Raw genomic sequence first — 18,008 nt, forward strand, 5'->3', positions numbered from 1 at the left:
CCAGCGTGGGCGGGGCAGACGGTCACACCAAACATCACACCCGACTCGGGATCAGGCGCAACCGATGTCACCATCACCGGCGTCGATTCGCCGCAAACCGACCAGGACAAGGCGACCTCGTCGAAACCCGCAACGACGGGAAACGCCAGCAGCCCAACTGGTGACCTGGCGCAGACCGGCGTCAACAACCCTCTCGCCATGCTCGCTATCGCCGCATGCGGGTCATGTGCGCTCTTCGCAGCGACATCGGAAAGCCCATCGCGTCAGCGCCAGTAACCAAACCGGAAGGAAAGGGGACCGCTTCATGAATCGAATCATTCACACGACCCGTGGGGCGGTCCTCCTCCTCGCTTGTCTGCTCGCAATCGCTTTGCAGCCGATAAGCTCTTACGCCAGCGACCTTGCCGATATCGCCGACTACTATGGGCTCCGACCTCCCGTCGACGCCACTCCTCGAACCATGTCCCTTGCACGCACCATAGAGGAGAGTCCGACCGGCATATGGATCCAGGATGACTCAGAGGTCATCAACGGGGCAAAGCAGGTAAACGAGTACCGCATCGCGGCAGAGCCTGACGATCAGGGCAACATCTTGATCGAAATCAAAACGACCATTTATAACATCAGCCTCCCTACCGTCATGTGGACCACGACGAAAACCATTTATTGCGACGGCGTTGAGGTTGCATCTATTCCTGAGAATAGAGAGGAGGCCGGTAAGGGCGAAAGCATTAGCCAAGGCACCTCCTTCCGACTCTCCAAGGGCGGCGTGCACCACATCACAAGTATCGAGATACCGTTTCGCGGCGGCACGCAAACGAAGGCGGGGTGGGACTTCTACGTCTATGTCCCCTATGTCATTACTCCGAGCGTCACCGAGGGCGGGAGCATCAATCCCGACAAACCGACCTATGCGAAACCGGGCTCATCCTTTGCTTGCACCATCACACCAGACGCTGGATACCGCACCGAGCAGGTCCTCATCGATGGCACGCCCTATGGACCGATTTCGTCGTTCACGTTCAACAACGTCGATGATGATCATTGCGTCGCCGCAACATTCACCAAGGTCTGGACAGTCGTCTTCCTCGACCGCGACGGCGTTGAACTCGATCGCGTCGTTGTCGATGATGGTGCAGATGCAGCACCGCCCGCTATACCCGATATCGAGGGGTATGCCTCCTGCGGTTGGGATCAGGATCTGACGCAGATACACAGCGACATGGTCGTGCAGCCCGTCTACGAACCGGTCATCACGGTTCGCGTACCGACGACAGTCGCATGTACGCTTCTCCCGTCAGGAGAGGTTGTCACAAACGATAGTTACGCCATCGAGAATAGGTCGTCAATCCCCGTGCGCACCTCCAGCATCGAGGTGTTGCAACAGGCGCCGAACACCGCAGTCGAACTGCTTGACGGCGAAAGCGTTGCGTGGTCGACCGAAGACGGGGGACCAGGGTTCTCGATCGATGCCAACGCTTCCAAGAACCTCACCTGGAACGTCGCACCGTTTGACGCAGAGCTCAACGCCGAACTTATCGCCGCAGCAGCTCAATCACCCCAAGAACTCTGCTTGGTGAGTTTCACGTTCGAGGCGGAATAGATGATGCGACTCATTCGGCGCGCCATCCACATGGGCGCCCTGTTCATCAGCGTGGTCTGTGTCATGTCGATCGCGATCCTCTTCGCTCGCAGCATCATCAGCGAGCGGGCGTATGAGAACCTTCGCGCAGCCAGTCTGTTTGATGCGTCATCGCGTGCCGGACAACCAGATAGCGCACCACAGGACGCGATCACTGAGCACATTGCCGCATGGCTTGAGGTGGAAGGAACGCATATCTCCTACCCTGTCGTCCAACCCGTCGCGAATCTCCCCCGTGACTGGTACCTCTCCCATAATGTTTGGGGAGAATGGGATCCCCTAGGGTGCCCCTACCTCGACCGGCGTTGCGACCTCACAGGACAGCACCTTATGGTGTTCGGTCACCATATGCAAGGAACCGACCAGATGTTCAGCGAGCTTTCCGAGACCCGTCAGCAAGAGGTGTTCGACAGCATCGGGGCGGCAACATGGGACACTCGAAACGGCACGGCAACAACATTCGATCCCCTCTTCGCCTTGAGCGTCGATGCATCGGATTCGGAAATCCAACGATTCACCTTTGCCAACGAGGGCGAGATGCGCTCTTGGCTCATCAGCCTGTCAAAGCGCGCCGAGGCCACCTCGCCCGATGCCAAGACGCTCATCGAGCGCGCAGCGCGCGTCCTCACGCTTGTCACCTGCTCGGAAGCGCAAGCGGGCGGAAGAACCAGAACCCTTACAGTGTTTGTTTCGCCGGATACAGCATCACGATAGGCCGCAAGCTCTATGCAACTCAGGACGCATCGGCCGCCGAAGCCTCACCGGACTCCGCGGCGACCTCCGCCGCATGCACGGACTCAGGTGTCGACCCCTTGATGCCGACAAAATACGCAAGGCCGAGTCCCAAGGCGACGGCGATGACAATCCCAACCAGATAGAGTACCCAATGTCTCCTGATGAATGAGAACACAAGCCCTCCCGAAGTCATCTTCCATGCACCGTATACTACCAGCAATCCTCGCCGCCCAGCGTTCCATGGCAGGCACACTTCGGAAAAACGAGATGCAGCCCATATGGAGACGGACGTACGCTGCAGAGTCTATACCCTGATTTTTGGGTATGAGAGCCACATCACGCTCATGTTCCCGAAACGAGAGGAGACCAGCATGGCCGAAACCTCATATGAGCTGTACATCATGCCCGGATGCCCGTACTGCCGTCGTGTGACAACATGGCTCGACGAGCACGGTATCAACATTCCCCTGAAGGACATCACCACGGATCACGATGCGGAGCAAACCCTTATTGCGGTAGGTGGCAAGCGCCAGGTGCCCTGCTTGTTCATCGATGGCGTCCCCCTCTACGAATCCGCCGACATCATCGAGCATCTCAGCAAGATATTCGACTGCTAGCAGATCGACCGCGCACAACATTTTCGGTAGATATGAGAAAGCGGTCGCATCCCCTAAAGGATGCGACCGCTTTTCATGTACCGATGCGCTGTTCCTACGAACGGCGAATGACCTCGGTAATCACATCGGCAGCAAGTGCGATGTTCGACGTGTCGACGTTCAGCGAGATGTCCTCTTGGCTGTGCGAGCACGCTAAGCTCGGTCCCTCGACACCAGCAAGCGTGCAAGCACGCAAGCTCATCTCCATCGCCGCGTGCGCGTCCGTGTCGAGATACGGCATATCGACGGACCCGATCTCGTGGTGGAAGTCAGACGATACGCGCGAGATGAGACCCATGATGCGCTTATCGCCCTTGAGGACCCGGCGCTCGCCCTCCGTCTTCAGCATGGCCAGACGACCGGCGCCGATGCACTCGAGGTTGATCAGGAACACACCGCGCAGCTTGTCACGATGCGCATCGAGGAACTCGCGGATACCGGCGTTGCCGTTCTCGGACGATCCAGTTGCCACGAACCAGATGTCGTGTCCGAGTAGCTCATCGTCGCCCAGCGAGGCGACAGCACCGCGCAGCTCGTCCTCGGTGAGGGTACCGTCGCTCGCGGCGCCACCCTTCCAGCTGTCGTCGCCGTTGAACTTATCCCACGAGCCGATATTGCGACCGGAGCTCTTGGCATCATAGTCGTCATCGACGCCGAGCCACTCGCTCATGCTTTCCTCGTCACGCTTCTTCTTGCGTCCGAACAGACCGCCGAGGCCGCGCCTCTTCTTGCCCTGCGTCGGCGAGGGAGCAGAAATGGTCTCGAAGGAGCCAGACGAGGGCTTCGGGGTTTCCTCAGAGCTCACAACCGTGAACTGAGCCGTTCCGCCCTTTGCACTCGAAGAGGTGACCGAGCTGCTCGAGCTCGCCAGCGGGTCGATCTTCGCCGCCGCAGGATCGGGCAGGTCGAACAGGGGCGAACGGCTGCGATTCTGCGGGACGGCATCGCCGGTCGGCGTGATATCCGGCAGCTTAATGGAGCGCTGACGGCGCTGCGGGATATCATGCTCGATCTCGGACATGATCGAATCGACCGTCTCGGTCTCTCGCGGAGCCTCAGGTACATCGGGTACGGCGGGCATGGTTCGATCGATGACGCTCGCCATATCGAACAGCTGCGTGCTGCCCGCCAGCGGCTTCTCCGCAGATTCGGGAGCAGTCTCGTCCGTCTCGACAAGCGGCAGGTTCGGTATGCTGCGAATCTCGTGACGCACGGGCTCGGAAGCCGGCACGGGCTCGGTTTCGGCAACGGGTACAGAGACGGGTTCGGGCTCGATGGCGGCGACATCCTGATCAGAAGCCGCGGTTTCAACCGCGGTGACTTCGGGGGTCTCGTCAATCTGAACAGGCTCGGGCACAGCAACCTGGTCGAAGACGAGCTCCTCGACCGTCTCCACGGGCTGCTCAGCGGAATCCTCGACAGAAATCTCGGAAAGCTCGGGCTCAGGCTCGGCAACGTCAGAGGGCTCATCGGTAAGCACCGGAACCTTGAACTCGACGGTGTGGTCAAGGTGGGGCTGACCGTCCTCCGTCGCGCCGAAGACGACTTCGTCCCCATCGACCACCTCGGCAGAATCATCCTCTTCGTCAACGGGTTCGTAGATAGCCTCCATGATGTCGAGATCCTCGGCGAGGGGCTCGAAATCGAACATCGACTCATCGAAATCGATGTCCTCGACGGGCTGTTCCTCCTCCTCGTCGGCCTCCTCGGTCTGCTCCGTTTCAGCCTCCTCCGTCTGCGCAGGCTCCTCGACAGCCTCCTCATCGGCATCATCGAGAATCTCGACGTCAGCCTCTTCGATAACAGGCTCCACGTACTCGGTCTCGATGGCGTCGGGATCGGAGAGCGCGGCCATGACAGCCGTGGCGTCAGGCTCGACCGCAGCAGCGGACGCATCGTCGACAGCACCGATGGTCCACGATCCGTCTTCCTGCTGCTCGAACGGCAGATGCTCCACGTTCACGTTCGAGAAGGGGCTGTAGAGCTTCTCCTCTGCGTCGCCATCCGCATCGGGACCGGCAGCAAAGGGGTCGACCTCGTTGGTCTGTACCTCGGTAACCTCGGGCTCCTCCACCTCTTCATAGCTACAGGTATCCTCGGCGACGTACTCCTCACCGGCATCCTGCTCGGCGACCTCAGGGTCCTCGGCAGACTCCTCGAGCTGCTCGTAGGATTCGACCTCAGCGTCATCTTCGGTTTCGACCTCATCCTCGATGGCGTCATCGTCGTCGGCAGCGAATTCGTCGTACTCCTCTTCGTTTTCCACCTCGTCGACAGGGAACATATCCTCCTCGTCGATCTCGGCATCCTCGCCCTCATCCTCGTCGAGGACCTCGTCGTACAGCGCCTCCTGGGCTTCGTCGTAGTCGTACGCATCGTCATCGGTAGGCTCGCCATCGTCGACGGAGGCATCCTCGTCACCGTCTGTGACGACAATCTCGTCCTCGTCGTAGTCTTCAGAGTCATCCTCGTCATCGACGGTCTCGAAGATGGCCTCCATCGGCACATCGAGATCGTCCTCCCAGGCGTCCTCGTCCTCATCCTCGTCGGGAACATACACAGCAGCGTCCTGCTGACCATACGTCGAGGCCGTGTAGCCGGGAACGTCGACCTCCTCATAGCCCATAGGAGCCCCATCGGCCCCCTCTTCATAGGCGTCGTACGCATCGTCCGCCTCAGCCTCGGCTGCGTAGTCGTATGCCTCCTCAGCGGGAGCGGCCACATCGGATTCGAAGTCGTCCTCCTCAGCGTACGCTGCGGGCGCAACAGGCTGCTGAACCTCAGCGACCGGGGCGACATCGATGGGGGCAGACGGAGCAACAGGGGCGGAATCGAGCACCGGTTCAGAAACGGGCTGTGGAACCGGCACGTCCGCGATGGCGCGAGGCGCCTGCTCGGCAACCGGAGCTGCCGGGACCGCAGCGCTGGCTGCAGGCACAGGCGCGGGCTCGAGCACAGGCTCGGGCTCGAGCTTCGGCGCGGTCTGACGAATCTTGAAATTCAGCACCGCCTTGGGCTTCGGCTTGGGCAGTGCATTCGGCTCGTACTCGATGACGCAGGTCTCGGGCACCATGCCGAGGCCACGCAGCGTGTCGAGACCGAAACGGATGCAACCGGCGTCGTTGACGAGCGGCGGCTCCTCCTCGTAGGTCTCCTCGGCAACCTGCTCAACGGGCTCGGCAGCAGGAGCCTCTTCAGCAGGAATTTCCTCTTCCGTCTCGGGCTCATCCTCGACCGGCGCGGGCGCCCTATCGAGCGAATCGAGCGCGGCCTGGGCACCCTCGTTGGGTGACACGTCGACCGGCGCGTCAATCGGCCCGGGCAAATCGACCGCGGGCATCTGCACCGTCGCACCCGTGAGCGGAATGACCTCGTCCTGGTCGGACTCGTCAGTCGCCTCAGGTGCAAGGGGGAACCGGGTCTGCTGCTGCGCGTCCTCGTCCGGCTCCTCCTCGAAGGTCTCCTCGGACACGCCGCGCTCGATCACGGGAGCCTGACCGTTTGCGGCCGCGGCCTCCATGAAGGCATCGTTGAACTCGCGACGCTGCTCGGCCATGTAGGCGGCAAACGGCATGTCCTCCGGGAACTCCTTAGCACCCTTGAACGGCGAGACGGCGTCCATGACGCCAAGCATCGCCGCAACGGAGGATTTGTTGCACACCGCGCCGCTCGTGTAGGGCAGCACGTAACGGTTCGCGAGCACGGAAAGCGCGCTCACAAGCGGCACGAGCGAAATCAGCAGGGCCACGATCCACAGGATGAGGCTCGCGACCGTCGGGATGGGGAGCAGGCGCACGATGGCGACGGCCACGGGAATGACCATCGCGAACGGCAGCAGCTTCACCAGGATCGGGCGATAAGCGGCAAACGGCATCTGCGCCAGGAAGTCGGCACGAGGCGAATCGTAGTGCGCCACCACGACGACGGGGCGGTTGCGCGGCGAGGCCAGAGGGCCCGCTGCCTTGTGATACGCAATGACGTTCTGAGAAAGACCGCCCGCACCGATGCGCGGGAAGGTCATGCGACCGAAGCGCTCGAGCATGAACAGCACGCCGCAGACGACAACGAGCAGCGTGCCGACGAGCCCGATCGCACCGCCGAAGCCCGTCAGCAGCACGCCGATGAACAGCAACAGGCACAGCACCGCCCGCACCAGCTTGGATGAGGACGATGACGTAAACTCCTGAACCTCGGGTTCAAAGCCGTGGTTGGAAAAGATGCGCGCGATCTCCTCAGCGGCGGCGCGCTCCTCCTCGCTGCATGCGGGGGTGATACCGACGCTCTGAAGCAGGTGGTTCAAGTATTTCTGAGTATTCGCCATGCGGGCTCCACATCGTTATGTCCTAATATGCGGACGGATGCGCAGACATCCGCCCATATATAGTCGAAAGTATACCCTGAACTCTCGGACCCCGCAGCAGCACATACCTCTCGCGGCGTTCTGCCACCCGTTCATCCACCTATCTTCACATCGACTAGAATAGTGGGCTGAACCACAGCTTTGCACCTTGCGGCAGAAAGGCGGTGCCGCCCGATGGAACCCGACCGTACCGACGAGATGGAGGAGCCCGAGCTCAACGAGACGGCCCTGCGCATTCTCAACCTCCTGTTCATCCTCAACTCGTCGTCCGTCCCGCTCACGACCGAGGAGATCGTCAGCGACTCCGACGTGGGCTACGGGTCGCCCAACCGTGCCTCCGACCTGAAGAAGTTCAAACGCGATCGCGAAAAGTTGGCCGAGCGCGGCATCAACGTGAAGGAGATCAGACCCGCAGGCGCGGCACAAACCGAAGAGAGCCTGTGGACCATCGACCGCTCGAGCACCTACGCGGCGCTCGGCGCCATCTCGCGCGATGACGCCGATGCGCTGCTGCGCGCGGTCGACGAGTGCCTGTCACGACAGGACATCCCCTTCCGCCGGGCTCTTGTCGACATCCGCCAACGCCTGGCGGCTATGACCTCATCGGCGGAAGCGGGCGACGCCGTCGCGGGCGAACAGACCACCGCGAGCCCGGCCGCCGACACGCTATGGAGCGCGTTTGCCCTGCACCGACGCGTACGCATCGCCTACGTCGACGCCCGCGGGCTGGAAACGCAGCGCGTGCTCGCCATCTGGGGCATCTTCATGCAGCACGGCCATATCTATTACGTCGGCCTCGACGATCAAAGCGGACAGGTCCGGACGTTTCGCGGCGACCGCATCACGCGCGCCTGGCGGCCAACCGGCAGCTACACGGTCCCCGCCCGGTTCAACGTGCGCGACTACCTGTTCCTGCCGTTCGACATCGGCAGCGGGATGGCGACGAAGGTCACCTTCTCCCTTCCGATAGAAATCGAAGCCACCGAGGTACGCGCGCTCACCAAGGAACGCGGAGAGCTTGTGCGCGACGAGCAGAAAAAGCGCTGGCTTTGGACCATCAAGGCGGGCGACGTCGACGCCGCCGCGCGCTTCGGCCTCGCACATGCGCAGTCCGGCATGCGCCCCGTCTCTCCCGCAAAGATCGTCAACGCGTGGAACGCATGTATCGACAAGGCGGTGACGCTCCATGGCTAAACCTCATCTCACTGCCGAGCAGACAGTCGCCTCCGGCATCCGTCTTCTCGAGGCGCTCTCCGCAGCGCCTGGCCAGACGCTTGCGGTTGGCGGTGCATGCGAGCTCCTCGCCTGCACGAATGCCGAGCTCGAGCAGATCGTCGACACCCTCTCCAAGCTCTCGAGCCGCTCAAGCGGGGCGCGCGCGGCCATCACGATCGCGGACGGCCGCGTCACCTTGCATGGCGATGCCGCCCTCATCATGCCCCGTCGCTTCAGCCTCGAGGAAGGCATGGTGCTCGCACACATTCTCGATGTCCTCGACCTCGATGACGAGACGCGCGAGCGCATCCGCGCCGCGGTGGGGCCCGCCCAGGGCGCGATGAGCGCACCGGGCATCGTCGAGCCCGCCCGCTACGGTTCGTGCTTCGCGCGCCTGAGCGAGGCCATCGAAGACGGCATCCGCTGCACCATGACCTATCGCTCGCTCACTGAGGGGGCGGCGCGAACCCGAACGATCGACCCGTTAGAGATCCAGGAGGAGCATGGCGAGGTCTACCTCGTCGCTTGGGATATCGAGAAGGATGCAGAGCGCCGCTATCGTCTCGATCGGGTCGGCGAGGTGACGTTCACCGAGGAGTCGGTTGAGCACCATGGGGCGCTTTCGCACAGCGCGTCGGAGAGCTTGCGTGCGCAGGGGCTCGTCGCACGGCTCGTGCTGCGCCCCGGCGCACGCACCTTCCTGCTGGATTGGGCTGGCGCGGCGGATATCGAGCCGCATGAAGACGGCTCGATGGCATTCAGTCTGTACTATTCATCCGAATCTTGGCTTTTCGACCAGGTGCTCGCTGCCGCAGGCGAGCTCGAGCTGATTGAGCCCGCAGAGCTGCGCGAGCGCCTTGTTGACTACGGGGCGAACCTGCGTGCGTAGATACGGGCGCACCCGCCATCACCCCGTCGCGGGAAGATGGCGGGTGCGCTGCGTTTTGCATGCCTTGGCCTGCTATTCGCCGTGCGCATGACGCCACAGCTCGAGATAGCGTCCGACCTGAGCGCTCTCGATACGCTGATAACCCGACGTGGGCAGCGAGTTCAGGAACTTCTTGCCATACCCCTTGGTGACGAGGCGCGAATCCGCCAGCACCAGCACACCGACATCGGAAGACGACCGGATCAGACGTCCTGCCGCCTGCTTGACCTCGAGCACCGCCTCGGGCAGGGCATACTGCGCCCAGGCGCGCTCCTCGCGCCGATCGCGCTCGCAGGCCAGCGGGTCCGTCGGACTCGAGAACGGCAGCTTGGGGATCACCACGCACCGCAGGGTGTCCCCGGACGCGTCGAACCCCTCCCAAAACGCCTTGAGGGCAAACAGGGAGGACGACTTTTCCGATATGAAGTGCTCGCGCAGGTGGCGTGCCGACGAGTTGCGCTGCTGGCATGCGAGCTCGAGCCCGGCGGCGGCGAGCTTGGGCTCGACGCGCGCGTAGAGGTCCTCCATGTCGCGACGGTTCGTGAAGAGCGTCAGCGCCGAGCCACCCATCGCGATATGCACATCGACGAGCAGCTGCTCCATGGTGTCGAGGTAGGCGTCGCGGCTGCGCGGGTCGGGCACGTCGCCCGCAACCACGACCGTCATGTTCTCATCGAAGTCGTAGCTCGAATCGAGATGCAGGGTTTTCGCGGCCGTTCGGTCAAGACGATCGAGCCCTACCGACCGCATGAAGTGGTTGAAATTTCCCGCGATGGAGATGGTTGCCGAGGTAAAGATCGCCGTATGGACCTCAGGAAGCCACCGTTCGGCAAGCATCTCGCCCACGTTAATCAGCTCGGCGGTCAGCGACTCGCCTCCTGCACGCAGGCGCCGATTGACCTGCAGCGAGTAGACATAGCGGTCGTCCTCGCCCTTCACAATCAGCGAGAGCCCCTCGAGCATCTCCCCCAGACGGCGCGTACCATCCGCGACGTCCACGACGAACTCGGGCTTCTCAGCAGATATCGCCTCGACGAGGGAGGTGAGGTTCTTATGCGCCTCCTCAAGCGCATCGAGCGCCGTAAGCGCGGCAGGCAAGAAATGCTGCCAGGCATCGCCCTCGCGCACAGCAGGCCCGATCCAGATGTTGGCGTTGTCGTAGCCGTCGCTTCTCCCCCGCCGTGCCAGATCGCGTACCCCGTCGAATACCTCGGCCATAGCCAAGGAGGCGCGTTGTACCGTCGCGGTCGCCTTCGCGGACAGCCCCATGTAGAGTGTCGCGGCGTCCGAGCCCGCCAGGTTACGCACCAGCTGACCCAGTGCACCGGAGCGCTCGCCGCCCAGACGCTCGAAGATCGCTCGCGATTCGTCAGCCGAGACGGTAACCGCCCACTGGCGGCGCGCCTCTCGCTCGACCGAATGGGCCTCATCGATGATCCAGTGGCGGATGGGCGGCAGGATCTTGCCGTCAGCGGCAACGTTGCGGAACAGCAGCGAGTGGTTGGTCACCACGACGTCCACGCGCGCCGCACGGCGGCGTGCACCGTGCACCAGGCAGCGATCCGGGAAAAACGGGCACAGGCGACGTGCGCACTCGCGCGACGGCGTGGTGAGGTCCGCCCGGCTCACGCTCTTCCACCGGATGCCCAGGCCATCGAGGTCGCCGGTCGGCGACTGGCAGACATAGGCGTAGATGACCGCGATGGCAGTCAGGGTGTCAGCGGGATCTTTTGCCGTATGGATCTCTGCATCGGAGCGGCTGAGACGCTCGAGCTTCCGCAGACAGGGGTAGTGGTCGTAGCCCTTGAGGGCGCAGAACGTCAGGCCTCCATCAAGCTCGCGCGCCAAACGCGGCAGTTCATGGTAAATCAGCTGGTCAGCAAGGTTATTCGACTTCGTCGCGATACCGACCGTCACGTTGTTGCGGCGCGCGGCGTGGGCGAAGGGGATGAGATAGGCGATGGACTTGCCGACGCCTGTTCCTGCCTCGATTACCCGATGGGTCCGCGTCTCGAGGGCGTCGCGTACCTCGCACGCCATCTCCACCTGCTCTGGACGGGGCTCGTAACCCGGATACATCCGGTCGACCACGCCGGTGGGCGCATAGCACGCTTTGATCTCGTCGGCTGAGGGCATCGATAGAAACGGCAGTTCATCGGCATCGATGCGCTCATCGGGAACCTGAGCACGCAGAATCTCGGTACGCGCGGCGGGAAGCGAGAAGATGCCGTCGGGGTCCTCTCCTGCCAGAAACGAGAAGATGGGGCGATAGCTCCACGGGACATCCGGGTGCATATCCGCAAGACGGCGCATCAGGCCGCGCGGCAGGTCGGTGAGCGCCACCAGGAGGATGCGCCACACGCCGGCGAGCGCCTCGACGTCGTCTATCGCCCGGTGTGACACCGCATCGCAGTCGAATAGTTCGGCCAGAACGGACAGCTTATGTGATGCCAAGCGCGGCAGGGCGATGCGGGACAGGGCCAACGAGTCGATCCAGATGTCGCTCACCTTGACACCGCCGCGAACCGCCTCGATAAACGAGCGATCGAATGTCGCGTTATGAGCAATGACAGGACAGCCTCCGACGAAATCGGCGAGCATGGCGACCGCCTCCTCGGCGGACGGCGCATACTGGACATCGCTATCGTGAATCCCCGTCAGGCGCACGATTTCCTCGGGAATCGGCATCCCGGGATGCACGAACGTATCGAATCTGTCGACGATCTCACGGCCACGCAAGCGCGCGGCAGCAATCTCGATGAGGTGGTTGTCCTGTACTGACAGGCCCGTCGTCTCGGTATCGAGGATGATGACGTCCTCCTCGATCAGCCCGAACGACCTCGTCTTCGCACGCTCGGCGAGGGTTTCATATGCCGCCACGACCGCGTCAGGCGTCCCCGCCATCACGGCCTCGGCCATCGTTGCTATCGGCACACGCTACTCCTTATCGGCGCTCGTGGCGCTCAATCGCCATCTCAACCAGGCGGGCGCACACATCGCTGAACTCCATGCCCGCGTGAAGGACCTCATCGGGGAACAGCGATGTGTCCGTCATACCCGGAATGGTATTCGTCTCCAGAATAACCGGACCGTCAGCGGTAACGATAAAATCGCTCCGCGAGAACCCGGAGCACCCCAGAGCGCGATGGGCGCGGCACGCAAGTTCCTGCGCACGCGCGTACACGTCTTCGGGCAGACGCGCCGGAATCCGGTGAATGTCATCGGACACGATGTACTTCACGCTCAGGTCGTAAAAGTCCACCGTGTCGGGAGTGCAGATTTCAACGATAGGCAGCGCCTGAAGATCCTCGTCGCCAAACACGCCCACCGTGATCTCGGTTCCCTCGAGGCACGTCTCCACCAGCGCCTTGTCGCTATACTCAAGAGCGCGCGCGATGGCACCGGCAAGCTCGTCGGACTTCGTCACCTTCGTGACACCGTAGCTCGAGCCATTGATTGCAGGCTTCACGAACAGAGCGCCGTCGAGCTGCTCGAATACGGCTTCAGCGTCGACCTGCTCCCCACGGTGAACCGTCACGCCCGCAGCAATCGGAATGCCCGCTCGTTCATACAGCACCTTCGAGAGCTCCTTGTCCGCGCCGCAGACGCTCGAGGTGGCATCAGACCCGGTATAGGGAATGCCAAGGTATTCCATGAGATGCTGAATCATGCCGTCTTCGCCACCCGTACCGTGCAGCGCAATGAAGGCCGCATCGAACGAACCGGTGCGCATAGCGTCGATAAAGCCGTCGTCGGCGGGGTCAAGCATCTCAACAGACCCAAAGCCCGCCTGCTTAAGAGCGTTGACCGCATTCTTTCCCGAAGAAAACGAGATCTCGCGCTCCGCCGACATACCGCCGGCCAATACGGCAATGTGCATATCGGCACGTTGGCTGCTCTGCATAATGGCATCTCCTTTATGGCGTACCCGGTCGCATGCCCTGATGTTGTTTATCCACTGCGCGCGACTCATGCGGCCGCGAGCCGCGCGTTATTTTATTGTATAGGTATCGTAAGCTGTATAACCTTCGAAAGGTGCCGCATGGAACGTTCTCACCGTCTTCGCGATATTCGCTCCTTAACCGAGGAGGAAATCGCCGATCTCGTCAAAGAGCTCGGTCAGCCCGCGTTTCGCGCCAAGCAGATCTGCGAATGGATTTTCGCCAAGCAGGCCGGTTCGTTCGACGAGATGACCAATATCCCGAAGAAGCTGCGTGAAGAGCTCGCTGCCCGATTCACGTTTGCCACCCCTACCGAAATCACGAAGCAGGTTTCCCATGACGGCTCGCGCAAGTATCTTCTGCAGTTCGCGGACGGTACCTCCGTTGAGACCGTGGGCATGCCGAGCCGCAACAAGCTCTCGGTCTGCGTCTCGACACAGGCGGGCTGTGCTATGGGCTGCGCGTTTTGTGCCACGGGCTTCAACGGCCTCACGCGCTCGCTAACTGCCCGAGAGATTGTCGACCAGGTCATTCATGTCTCGCGCGATTTCGGTGAGCGCGTCACGAGCGTCGTGTTCATGGGCCAGGGCGAGCCCTTCGTGAACATGGATGCCACGGTCGAAGCGCTCAGGATCCTCAATGACCCCGACGGCATGGCTATCGGCGCGCGTCACCTAACGGTTTCGACGTGCGGTGTCATCCCCGGCATCCGTCGATTCGCCGAGCTTCCCGAGCAGTTCACCCTTGCCATCTCGCTCCACTCCGCCGTGCAGAGCACGCGCAACAAGCTTATGCCCGGCGTCAAGAAGTACACGCTGCCGCGCCTCCATGAGGCCATTCAGCAGTACGTCGAAAAAACCGGCCGCCGCCCCACCTATGAGTTCGCCATGATTGAGGGAATCAACGACACGAACCCCGAGATGGAAGCCTTGATCGACTTCTGCCGCGGCACGCTCTGCCACGTCAATCTCATCCCGCTGAACGACACGCCCGCCTCCCTCATGAAGCCCTCCCCCATGAAGAAGATCGAGACGCTCCAGAAGCGCCTGCAGGTGCACGGCGTGGAGGCAACCATCCGCAACTCTCGCGGCAACGATATCGACGCTGCCTGTGGACAGCTGAAGCAGAAGCACCTGGCGCGTTAGGCATCATACATGTTTCATGTGAAACATGTTCGCCTGCAAAAAGGCCGAGTTCACAAGGAACTCGGCCTTTTATATTTACTGTTTACTAATTAGTAATTTTTACTATTTCTAGTAACCCAGTGTCTCCCATTGATTCTCAACCCACTCTTGGTTGATCTTCGGATTCTTGGTGAGCTGAGCGGTGCGCAGGGCGACATCCTCAGTCATGTCACCGACCTTTTTCTTGGATGTCTGGTACATATCTTTAGCCCCGCGCGTCAACCTTCCGCGAAACTCCTCATCAGTTGCGACCTTATAGCCGATAAATGCACCAGCGGCAACCACAAGCCCAGCTATAACTCCCCCGAGAATCCTAGTCTTCATCCTCAACCTCCGATACCGTTGAGTCATTCATGACACGGTTCAAGATGCCTGCGAGTTCCTCTTCATCCTTGAACTCGATCTCTATCTTGTTTTTCCCGCGCGAAGACTTAACTTTCACGTTGGTGTTGAATACCTGACGGAGAACACGAGCCGCCTTCTTATAGGACTGAGGCGTCACCGGTCGAGGAGTTTTAGGTGTATCTCCGACAGAAAACAACGGTGCAAGGTTTTCAGTCGCTCGAACGGACAAACCCTCTTTTACAACCTTATCCGCCAGCTTGATTCGCTGTTCTTCAAACGGAACAGCAAGAATGGCTCGCGCATGGCCGGCGGTCAACTTGCCCTCGAACAAAAGATCTTGAACGTGCTGAGGAAGATCCAGCAGGCGAAGAGAATTGGTGATAGTGGAGCGAGACTTCGACACCGCCCTAGACAGAGCCTCCTGAGTCATCCCGCTCGCCTTGATGAGCTCACGATACCCTTTTGCCTCTTCAATGGGGTTAAGGTCTGAGCGTTGCAAATTCTCGATGAGTGCCAGCTCGAGCATCTGGCTATCATCGACATCGCGAACGATCACAGGCAGCTCGGTCAAACCGGCAATCTTCGATGCTTGGTAGCGGCGCTCACCTGCGATGATTTCGTATCCGGTCCTATCCTTACGAACCAAGAGCGGCTGTAGAACACCATGGGCACGTATGGACTCGCTGAGCTCCTCGAGTTCCGTTTCATTAAAATGGGTACGAGGCTGATTCGGATTTGGATGAATCTCCTCTACCGAGATGATGTTATCCGGCTGCTGCTGGGCACCCGCCTCCGACTGCGCCTCTTGGATAAGTGATCCAAGTCCACGACCCAACGCTTTCTTTTTCGGACTAGGCACGCTTCACCACCTCTTTCGCAAGAGCCTTGTATGCAAGTGCTCCCTTATTCTGGGGAGCATAGGTCACCACCGGCATACCGAACGAAGGCGCCTCGGACACCTTGACTGAACGAGGGATGCACGTCTTGAACGCCTTGTCCCCGAAGTATCCCTTCACTTCATCCACAACCTGATTAGACAGTGAAGTACGGCCGTCATACATGGTCAGCAGCACGCCAAAGGTATCAAGCGACTTATTGATGCGAGACTTAACCATCTTCATCGACTCGAGAAGCTTGGTCACACCCTCAAGCGCATAATACTCACATTGGATTGGTATCAATACACTGTCGGCAGCAGTCAATGCGTTAATCGTTAGCAAGCCAAGCGATGGCGGGCAATCAATAAAGATGAAGTCGAACTCATCCAGGACTGGCTCAAGCAAGTCCTTCAAGCGCGTTTCACGTGCCATCGTCGAGACCAGCTCGATTTCTGCGCCAGCAAGCTGAATGGTCGCCGGCACAACATATACTTTCTTGCAATCAGTATCCTGAATGATCTCTTCAACCGGAACATCATGCAGCAGTGAATCATATACGCAATGGTCCAGCTGCTCCTTTTCGATACCGAGGCCACTCGTAGTGTTCCCCTGTGGGTCGAAATCCACAACAAGCACCTTGTAATTAAGTTCTCCAAGGGCAGCAGCTAGGTTAACTGCAGTTGTAGATTTTCCGACTCCGCCCTTCTGATTGATTATGGCAATGACTCGCGTCGCTTTTGCCGATTTGGAGCGTTTTGTGTCCTTAAATCCCACTGCGCCCTCCTTGGTGCACCTTGACTGCATGCTGAAAGCTGGTTTCACGTGAAACATCGCTGTGTATCCGCGTGATTATCGTTCATTATGTTTCACGTGAAACCTGTTCGCAAGATTCACCTAATCCGCTCGGTAAAAAACTTTCGAAGTCCCTAGCCCAGTTCAAACATCCACCTTACACCAGCAGCTGATAACGGCGTTATGGCTATAAGCTCAATTCACTACGCCACGGCCCTTCATCAATCTTCATTTCCATTGTTGGCATATAAAGTAGTTCATCCATGTCGATACAGGCTATTGTGGACACACGTCACTCCCGCTACCTTCAAATAAAAGCAGAACACGCGTGGCGTCAAAGACACCTCAGCGCGACCACATACATGGTGCTTTGAGGATGTGATAAGCCACTACCAGCTTAACGACGGTACCCCTACTCCCAACTATACGAATTCTGAATATGCAGGGCCAACTGTCTTCAAAGTGAGATAGGCTTTAGTCCCCATGCTGTTGAAAGCTGCATCGGCTTTGCCAAATAGCAGTAAACCAGCTTTTGTGAGCATTAGCTCACCATCTATTTCTACTGAATTTCCAGTCATCACAACATGCCATGTTTTCTATGACTGCAACCTGCACGTTGCAAATTCTTCGTATTAACTCCGGTGAGCAGGCGAAACACTGGTCGTTTCACGTGAAACATTCCCGCAGGCAACAATCATCCGACTAACTAGCTCGTTTGTCACGATAATCATCTCTGAAGATTGAATCGTCTCGAATAGAATCGAAGATCAACAAACGAGCACCTATCATGCGCGATAACACAACATAATCGAGCAAGTGGTCTTCTTACGCGAAAGTCGCAGTAGAAATATGGCAATGGGCTCGCATTCAGTACAAAAGGCTCCTCAAAACTCGCATCGCTCTAATGAATAAATCAACAGTTTAATAGCAACAATAGCGTCTAACCCATGGGGACCATGTCAGACGGTCAATGACAGGCCAAGGGGTGAACGAGTGATAATCGCTGCATCAGTTCGAATGAGGTGAGACATGAAGACGCATGCACTTAACGCGAAGGTATCCAACGCATCTGAACCCATATACCGACTTATCAGCTCAATAACTTCAATATCGCTAGATTGAAAACACCTGTATGGTGTTCCCGATCATTGTATTGTGTGGGCGAAAAACATGACGAACGCGGATCGAGATCCAAAAGATGTACCGCCCAGCACGCATCAGCTCCAATCTGCTTATCAAACAACACTCTTTTGCAAAGTACTGATCCTTCCAGGGCCGTGGTGCCCGACAGACCCGATTACGACACAGCAGCATGATCGACAGTGTGGATGC

13 protein-coding genes are annotated in these 18,008 nt (G+C 59.7%); 6 read left to right on the plus strand and 7 right to left on the minus strand.

Translation table 11 applies throughout. The features are described from left to right. Positions 1–304 precede the first annotated feature (304 nt). Positions 305–1,603 carry an InlB B-repeat-containing protein gene (locus tag H6A21_RS03915; RefSeq protein WP_204560431.1) on the plus strand — a complete coding sequence of 433 codons (1,299 nt, stop codon included), beginning with the start codon at positions 305–307 and terminating at the stop codon, positions 1,601–1,603. Further along, positions 1,604–2,356 (plus strand): class B sortase, encoded by a 753-nt coding sequence (locus H6A21_RS03920; RefSeq protein WP_204560433.1) that lies wholly within the window; start codon positions 1,604–1,606, stop codon positions 2,354–2,356. A gap of 19 nt (positions 2,357–2,375) precedes the next feature. Here H6A21_RS03920 and H6A21_RS03925 read toward each other — a convergent pair whose 3' ends face one another. Beyond that, a complete protein-coding gene (locus H6A21_RS03925; protein WP_204560435.1) occupies positions 2,376–2,552 on the minus strand; it encodes a hypothetical protein in 177 nt (58 codons plus the stop codon). A 196-nt stretch (positions 2,553–2,748) separates the two neighbouring features. On the opposite strand from H6A21_RS03925, the gene H6A21_RS03930 reads away from it, so the two are divergent. Then, positions 2,749–2,994, plus strand: a complete 246-nt coding sequence (locus tag H6A21_RS03930) for a glutaredoxin family protein (protein WP_204560437.1) — start codon at positions 2,749–2,751, stop codon at positions 2,992–2,994. A gap of 94 nt (positions 2,995–3,088) precedes the next feature. Here the strand turns inward: H6A21_RS03930 and H6A21_RS03935 are convergent, their stop codons facing one another. Further along, a complete protein-coding gene (locus H6A21_RS03935; protein WP_204560439.1) occupies positions 3,089–7,354 on the minus strand; it encodes a hypothetical protein in 4,266 nt (1,421 codons plus the stop codon). Between the two features lie 213 nt (positions 7,355–7,567). Here H6A21_RS03935 and H6A21_RS03940 point away from each other — a divergent pair, with 213 nt between their 5' ends. Together H6A21_RS03940 and H6A21_RS03945 are read left to right on the plus strand one after the other, a co-directional pair. Then, positions 7,568–8,587, plus strand: a complete 1,020-nt coding sequence (locus H6A21_RS03940) for a helix-turn-helix transcriptional regulator (RefSeq protein WP_204560441.1) — start codon at positions 7,568–7,570, stop codon at positions 8,585–8,587. Beyond that, a complete protein-coding gene (locus H6A21_RS03945; RefSeq protein ID WP_204560443.1) occupies positions 8,580–9,497 on the plus strand; it encodes a helix-turn-helix transcriptional regulator in 918 nt (305 codons plus the stop codon). The genes H6A21_RS03940 and H6A21_RS03945 overlap by 8 nt, the downstream gene beginning before the upstream one ends. Positions 9,498–9,569: 72 nt before the next feature. Here H6A21_RS03945 and H6A21_RS03950 read toward each other — a convergent pair whose 3' ends face one another. Beyond that, positions 9,570–12,455: a helicase C-terminal domain-containing protein gene (locus H6A21_RS03950; RefSeq protein WP_204560481.1), complete on the minus strand. Its 2,886-nt coding sequence runs from the start codon at positions 12,453–12,455 to the stop codon at positions 9,570–9,572. A 25-nt stretch (positions 12,456–12,480) separates the two neighbouring features. After that, entirely contained in the window at positions 12,481–13,509 is a 1,029-nt protein-coding gene (locus H6A21_RS03955) for a D-alanine--D-alanine ligase (protein ID WP_342636054.1), read from the minus strand. A gap of 69 nt (positions 13,510–13,578) precedes the next feature. Between H6A21_RS03955 and rlmN the strand changes: the two genes are divergently transcribed. Beyond that, entirely contained in the window at positions 13,579–14,622 is a 1,044-nt protein-coding gene (rlmN, locus tag H6A21_RS03960; RefSeq protein ID WP_204560445.1) for a 23S rRNA (adenine(2503)-C(2))-methyltransferase RlmN, read from the plus strand. A 108-nt stretch (positions 14,623–14,730) separates the two neighbouring features. Here rlmN and H6A21_RS03965 read toward each other — a convergent pair whose 3' ends face one another. The 3 genes from H6A21_RS03965 to H6A21_RS03975 are packed head-to-tail and all read right to left on the minus strand — an operon-like array spanning position 14,731 to position 16,658. Continuing rightward, positions 14,731–14,985: a hypothetical protein gene (locus H6A21_RS03965; RefSeq protein ID WP_204560446.1), complete on the minus strand. Its 255-nt coding sequence runs from the start codon at positions 14,983–14,985 to the stop codon at positions 14,731–14,733. Beyond that, entirely contained in the window at positions 14,975–15,817 is an 843-nt protein-coding gene (locus H6A21_RS03970; protein ID WP_204560487.1) for a ParB/RepB/Spo0J family partition protein, read from the minus strand. The genes H6A21_RS03965 and H6A21_RS03970 overlap by 11 nt, the downstream gene beginning before the upstream one ends. 40 nt (positions 15,818–15,857) lie before the next feature. Next, the gene (locus H6A21_RS03975) at positions 15,858–16,658 is read right to left on the minus strand and encodes an AAA family ATPase (RefSeq protein WP_342589670.1); all 801 of its coding nucleotides are present in this window, start codon (positions 16,656–16,658) and stop codon (positions 15,858–15,860) included. Positions 16,659–18,008: the final 1,350 nt, after the last annotated feature.

Source organism: Collinsella tanakaei (assembly GCF_016902615.1).
Lineage (GTDB): Bacteria > Actinomycetota > Coriobacteriia > Coriobacteriales > Coriobacteriaceae > Collinsella > Collinsella tanakaei_A.

What these genes read in the sequence shown, in the direction of transcription:
- H6A21_RS03915 (WP_204560431.1), top strand. Translation starts at nt 305, where the DNA reads ATGAATCGAATCATTCACACGACCCGTGGGGCGGTCCTCCTCCTCGCT.
- H6A21_RS03920 (WP_204560433.1), top strand. Translation starts at nt 1,604, where the DNA reads ATGATGCGACTCATTCGGCGCGCCATCCACATGGGCGCCCTGTTCATC.
- H6A21_RS03930 (WP_204560437.1), top strand. Translation starts at nt 2,749, where the DNA reads ATGGCCGAAACCTCATATGAGCTGTACATCATGCCCGGATGCCCGTAC.
- H6A21_RS03935 (WP_204560439.1), bottom strand. Translation starts at nt 7,354, where the DNA reads ATGGCGAATACTCAGAAATACTTGAACCACCTGCTTCAGAGCGTCGGT.
- H6A21_RS03940 (WP_204560441.1), top strand. Translation starts at nt 7,568, where the DNA reads ATGGAACCCGACCGTACCGACGAGATGGAGGAGCCCGAGCTCAACGAG.
- H6A21_RS03945 (WP_204560443.1), top strand. Translation starts at nt 8,580, where the DNA reads ATGGCTAAACCTCATCTCACTGCCGAGCAGACAGTCGCCTCCGGCATC.
- H6A21_RS03950 (WP_204560481.1), bottom strand. Translation starts at nt 12,455, where the DNA reads ATGGCCGAGGCCGTGATGGCGGGGACGCCTGACGCGGTCGTGGCGGCA.
- H6A21_RS03955 (WP_342636054.1), bottom strand. Translation starts at nt 13,509, where the DNA reads ATGAGTCGCGCGCAGTGGATAAACAACATCAGGGCATGCGACCGGGTA.
- rlmN (WP_204560445.1), top strand. Translation starts at nt 13,579, where the DNA reads ATGGAACGTTCTCACCGTCTTCGCGATATTCGCTCCTTAACCGAGGAG.
- H6A21_RS03965 (WP_204560446.1), bottom strand. Translation starts at nt 14,985, where the DNA reads ATGAAGACTAGGATTCTCGGGGGAGTTATAGCTGGGCTTGTGGTTGCC.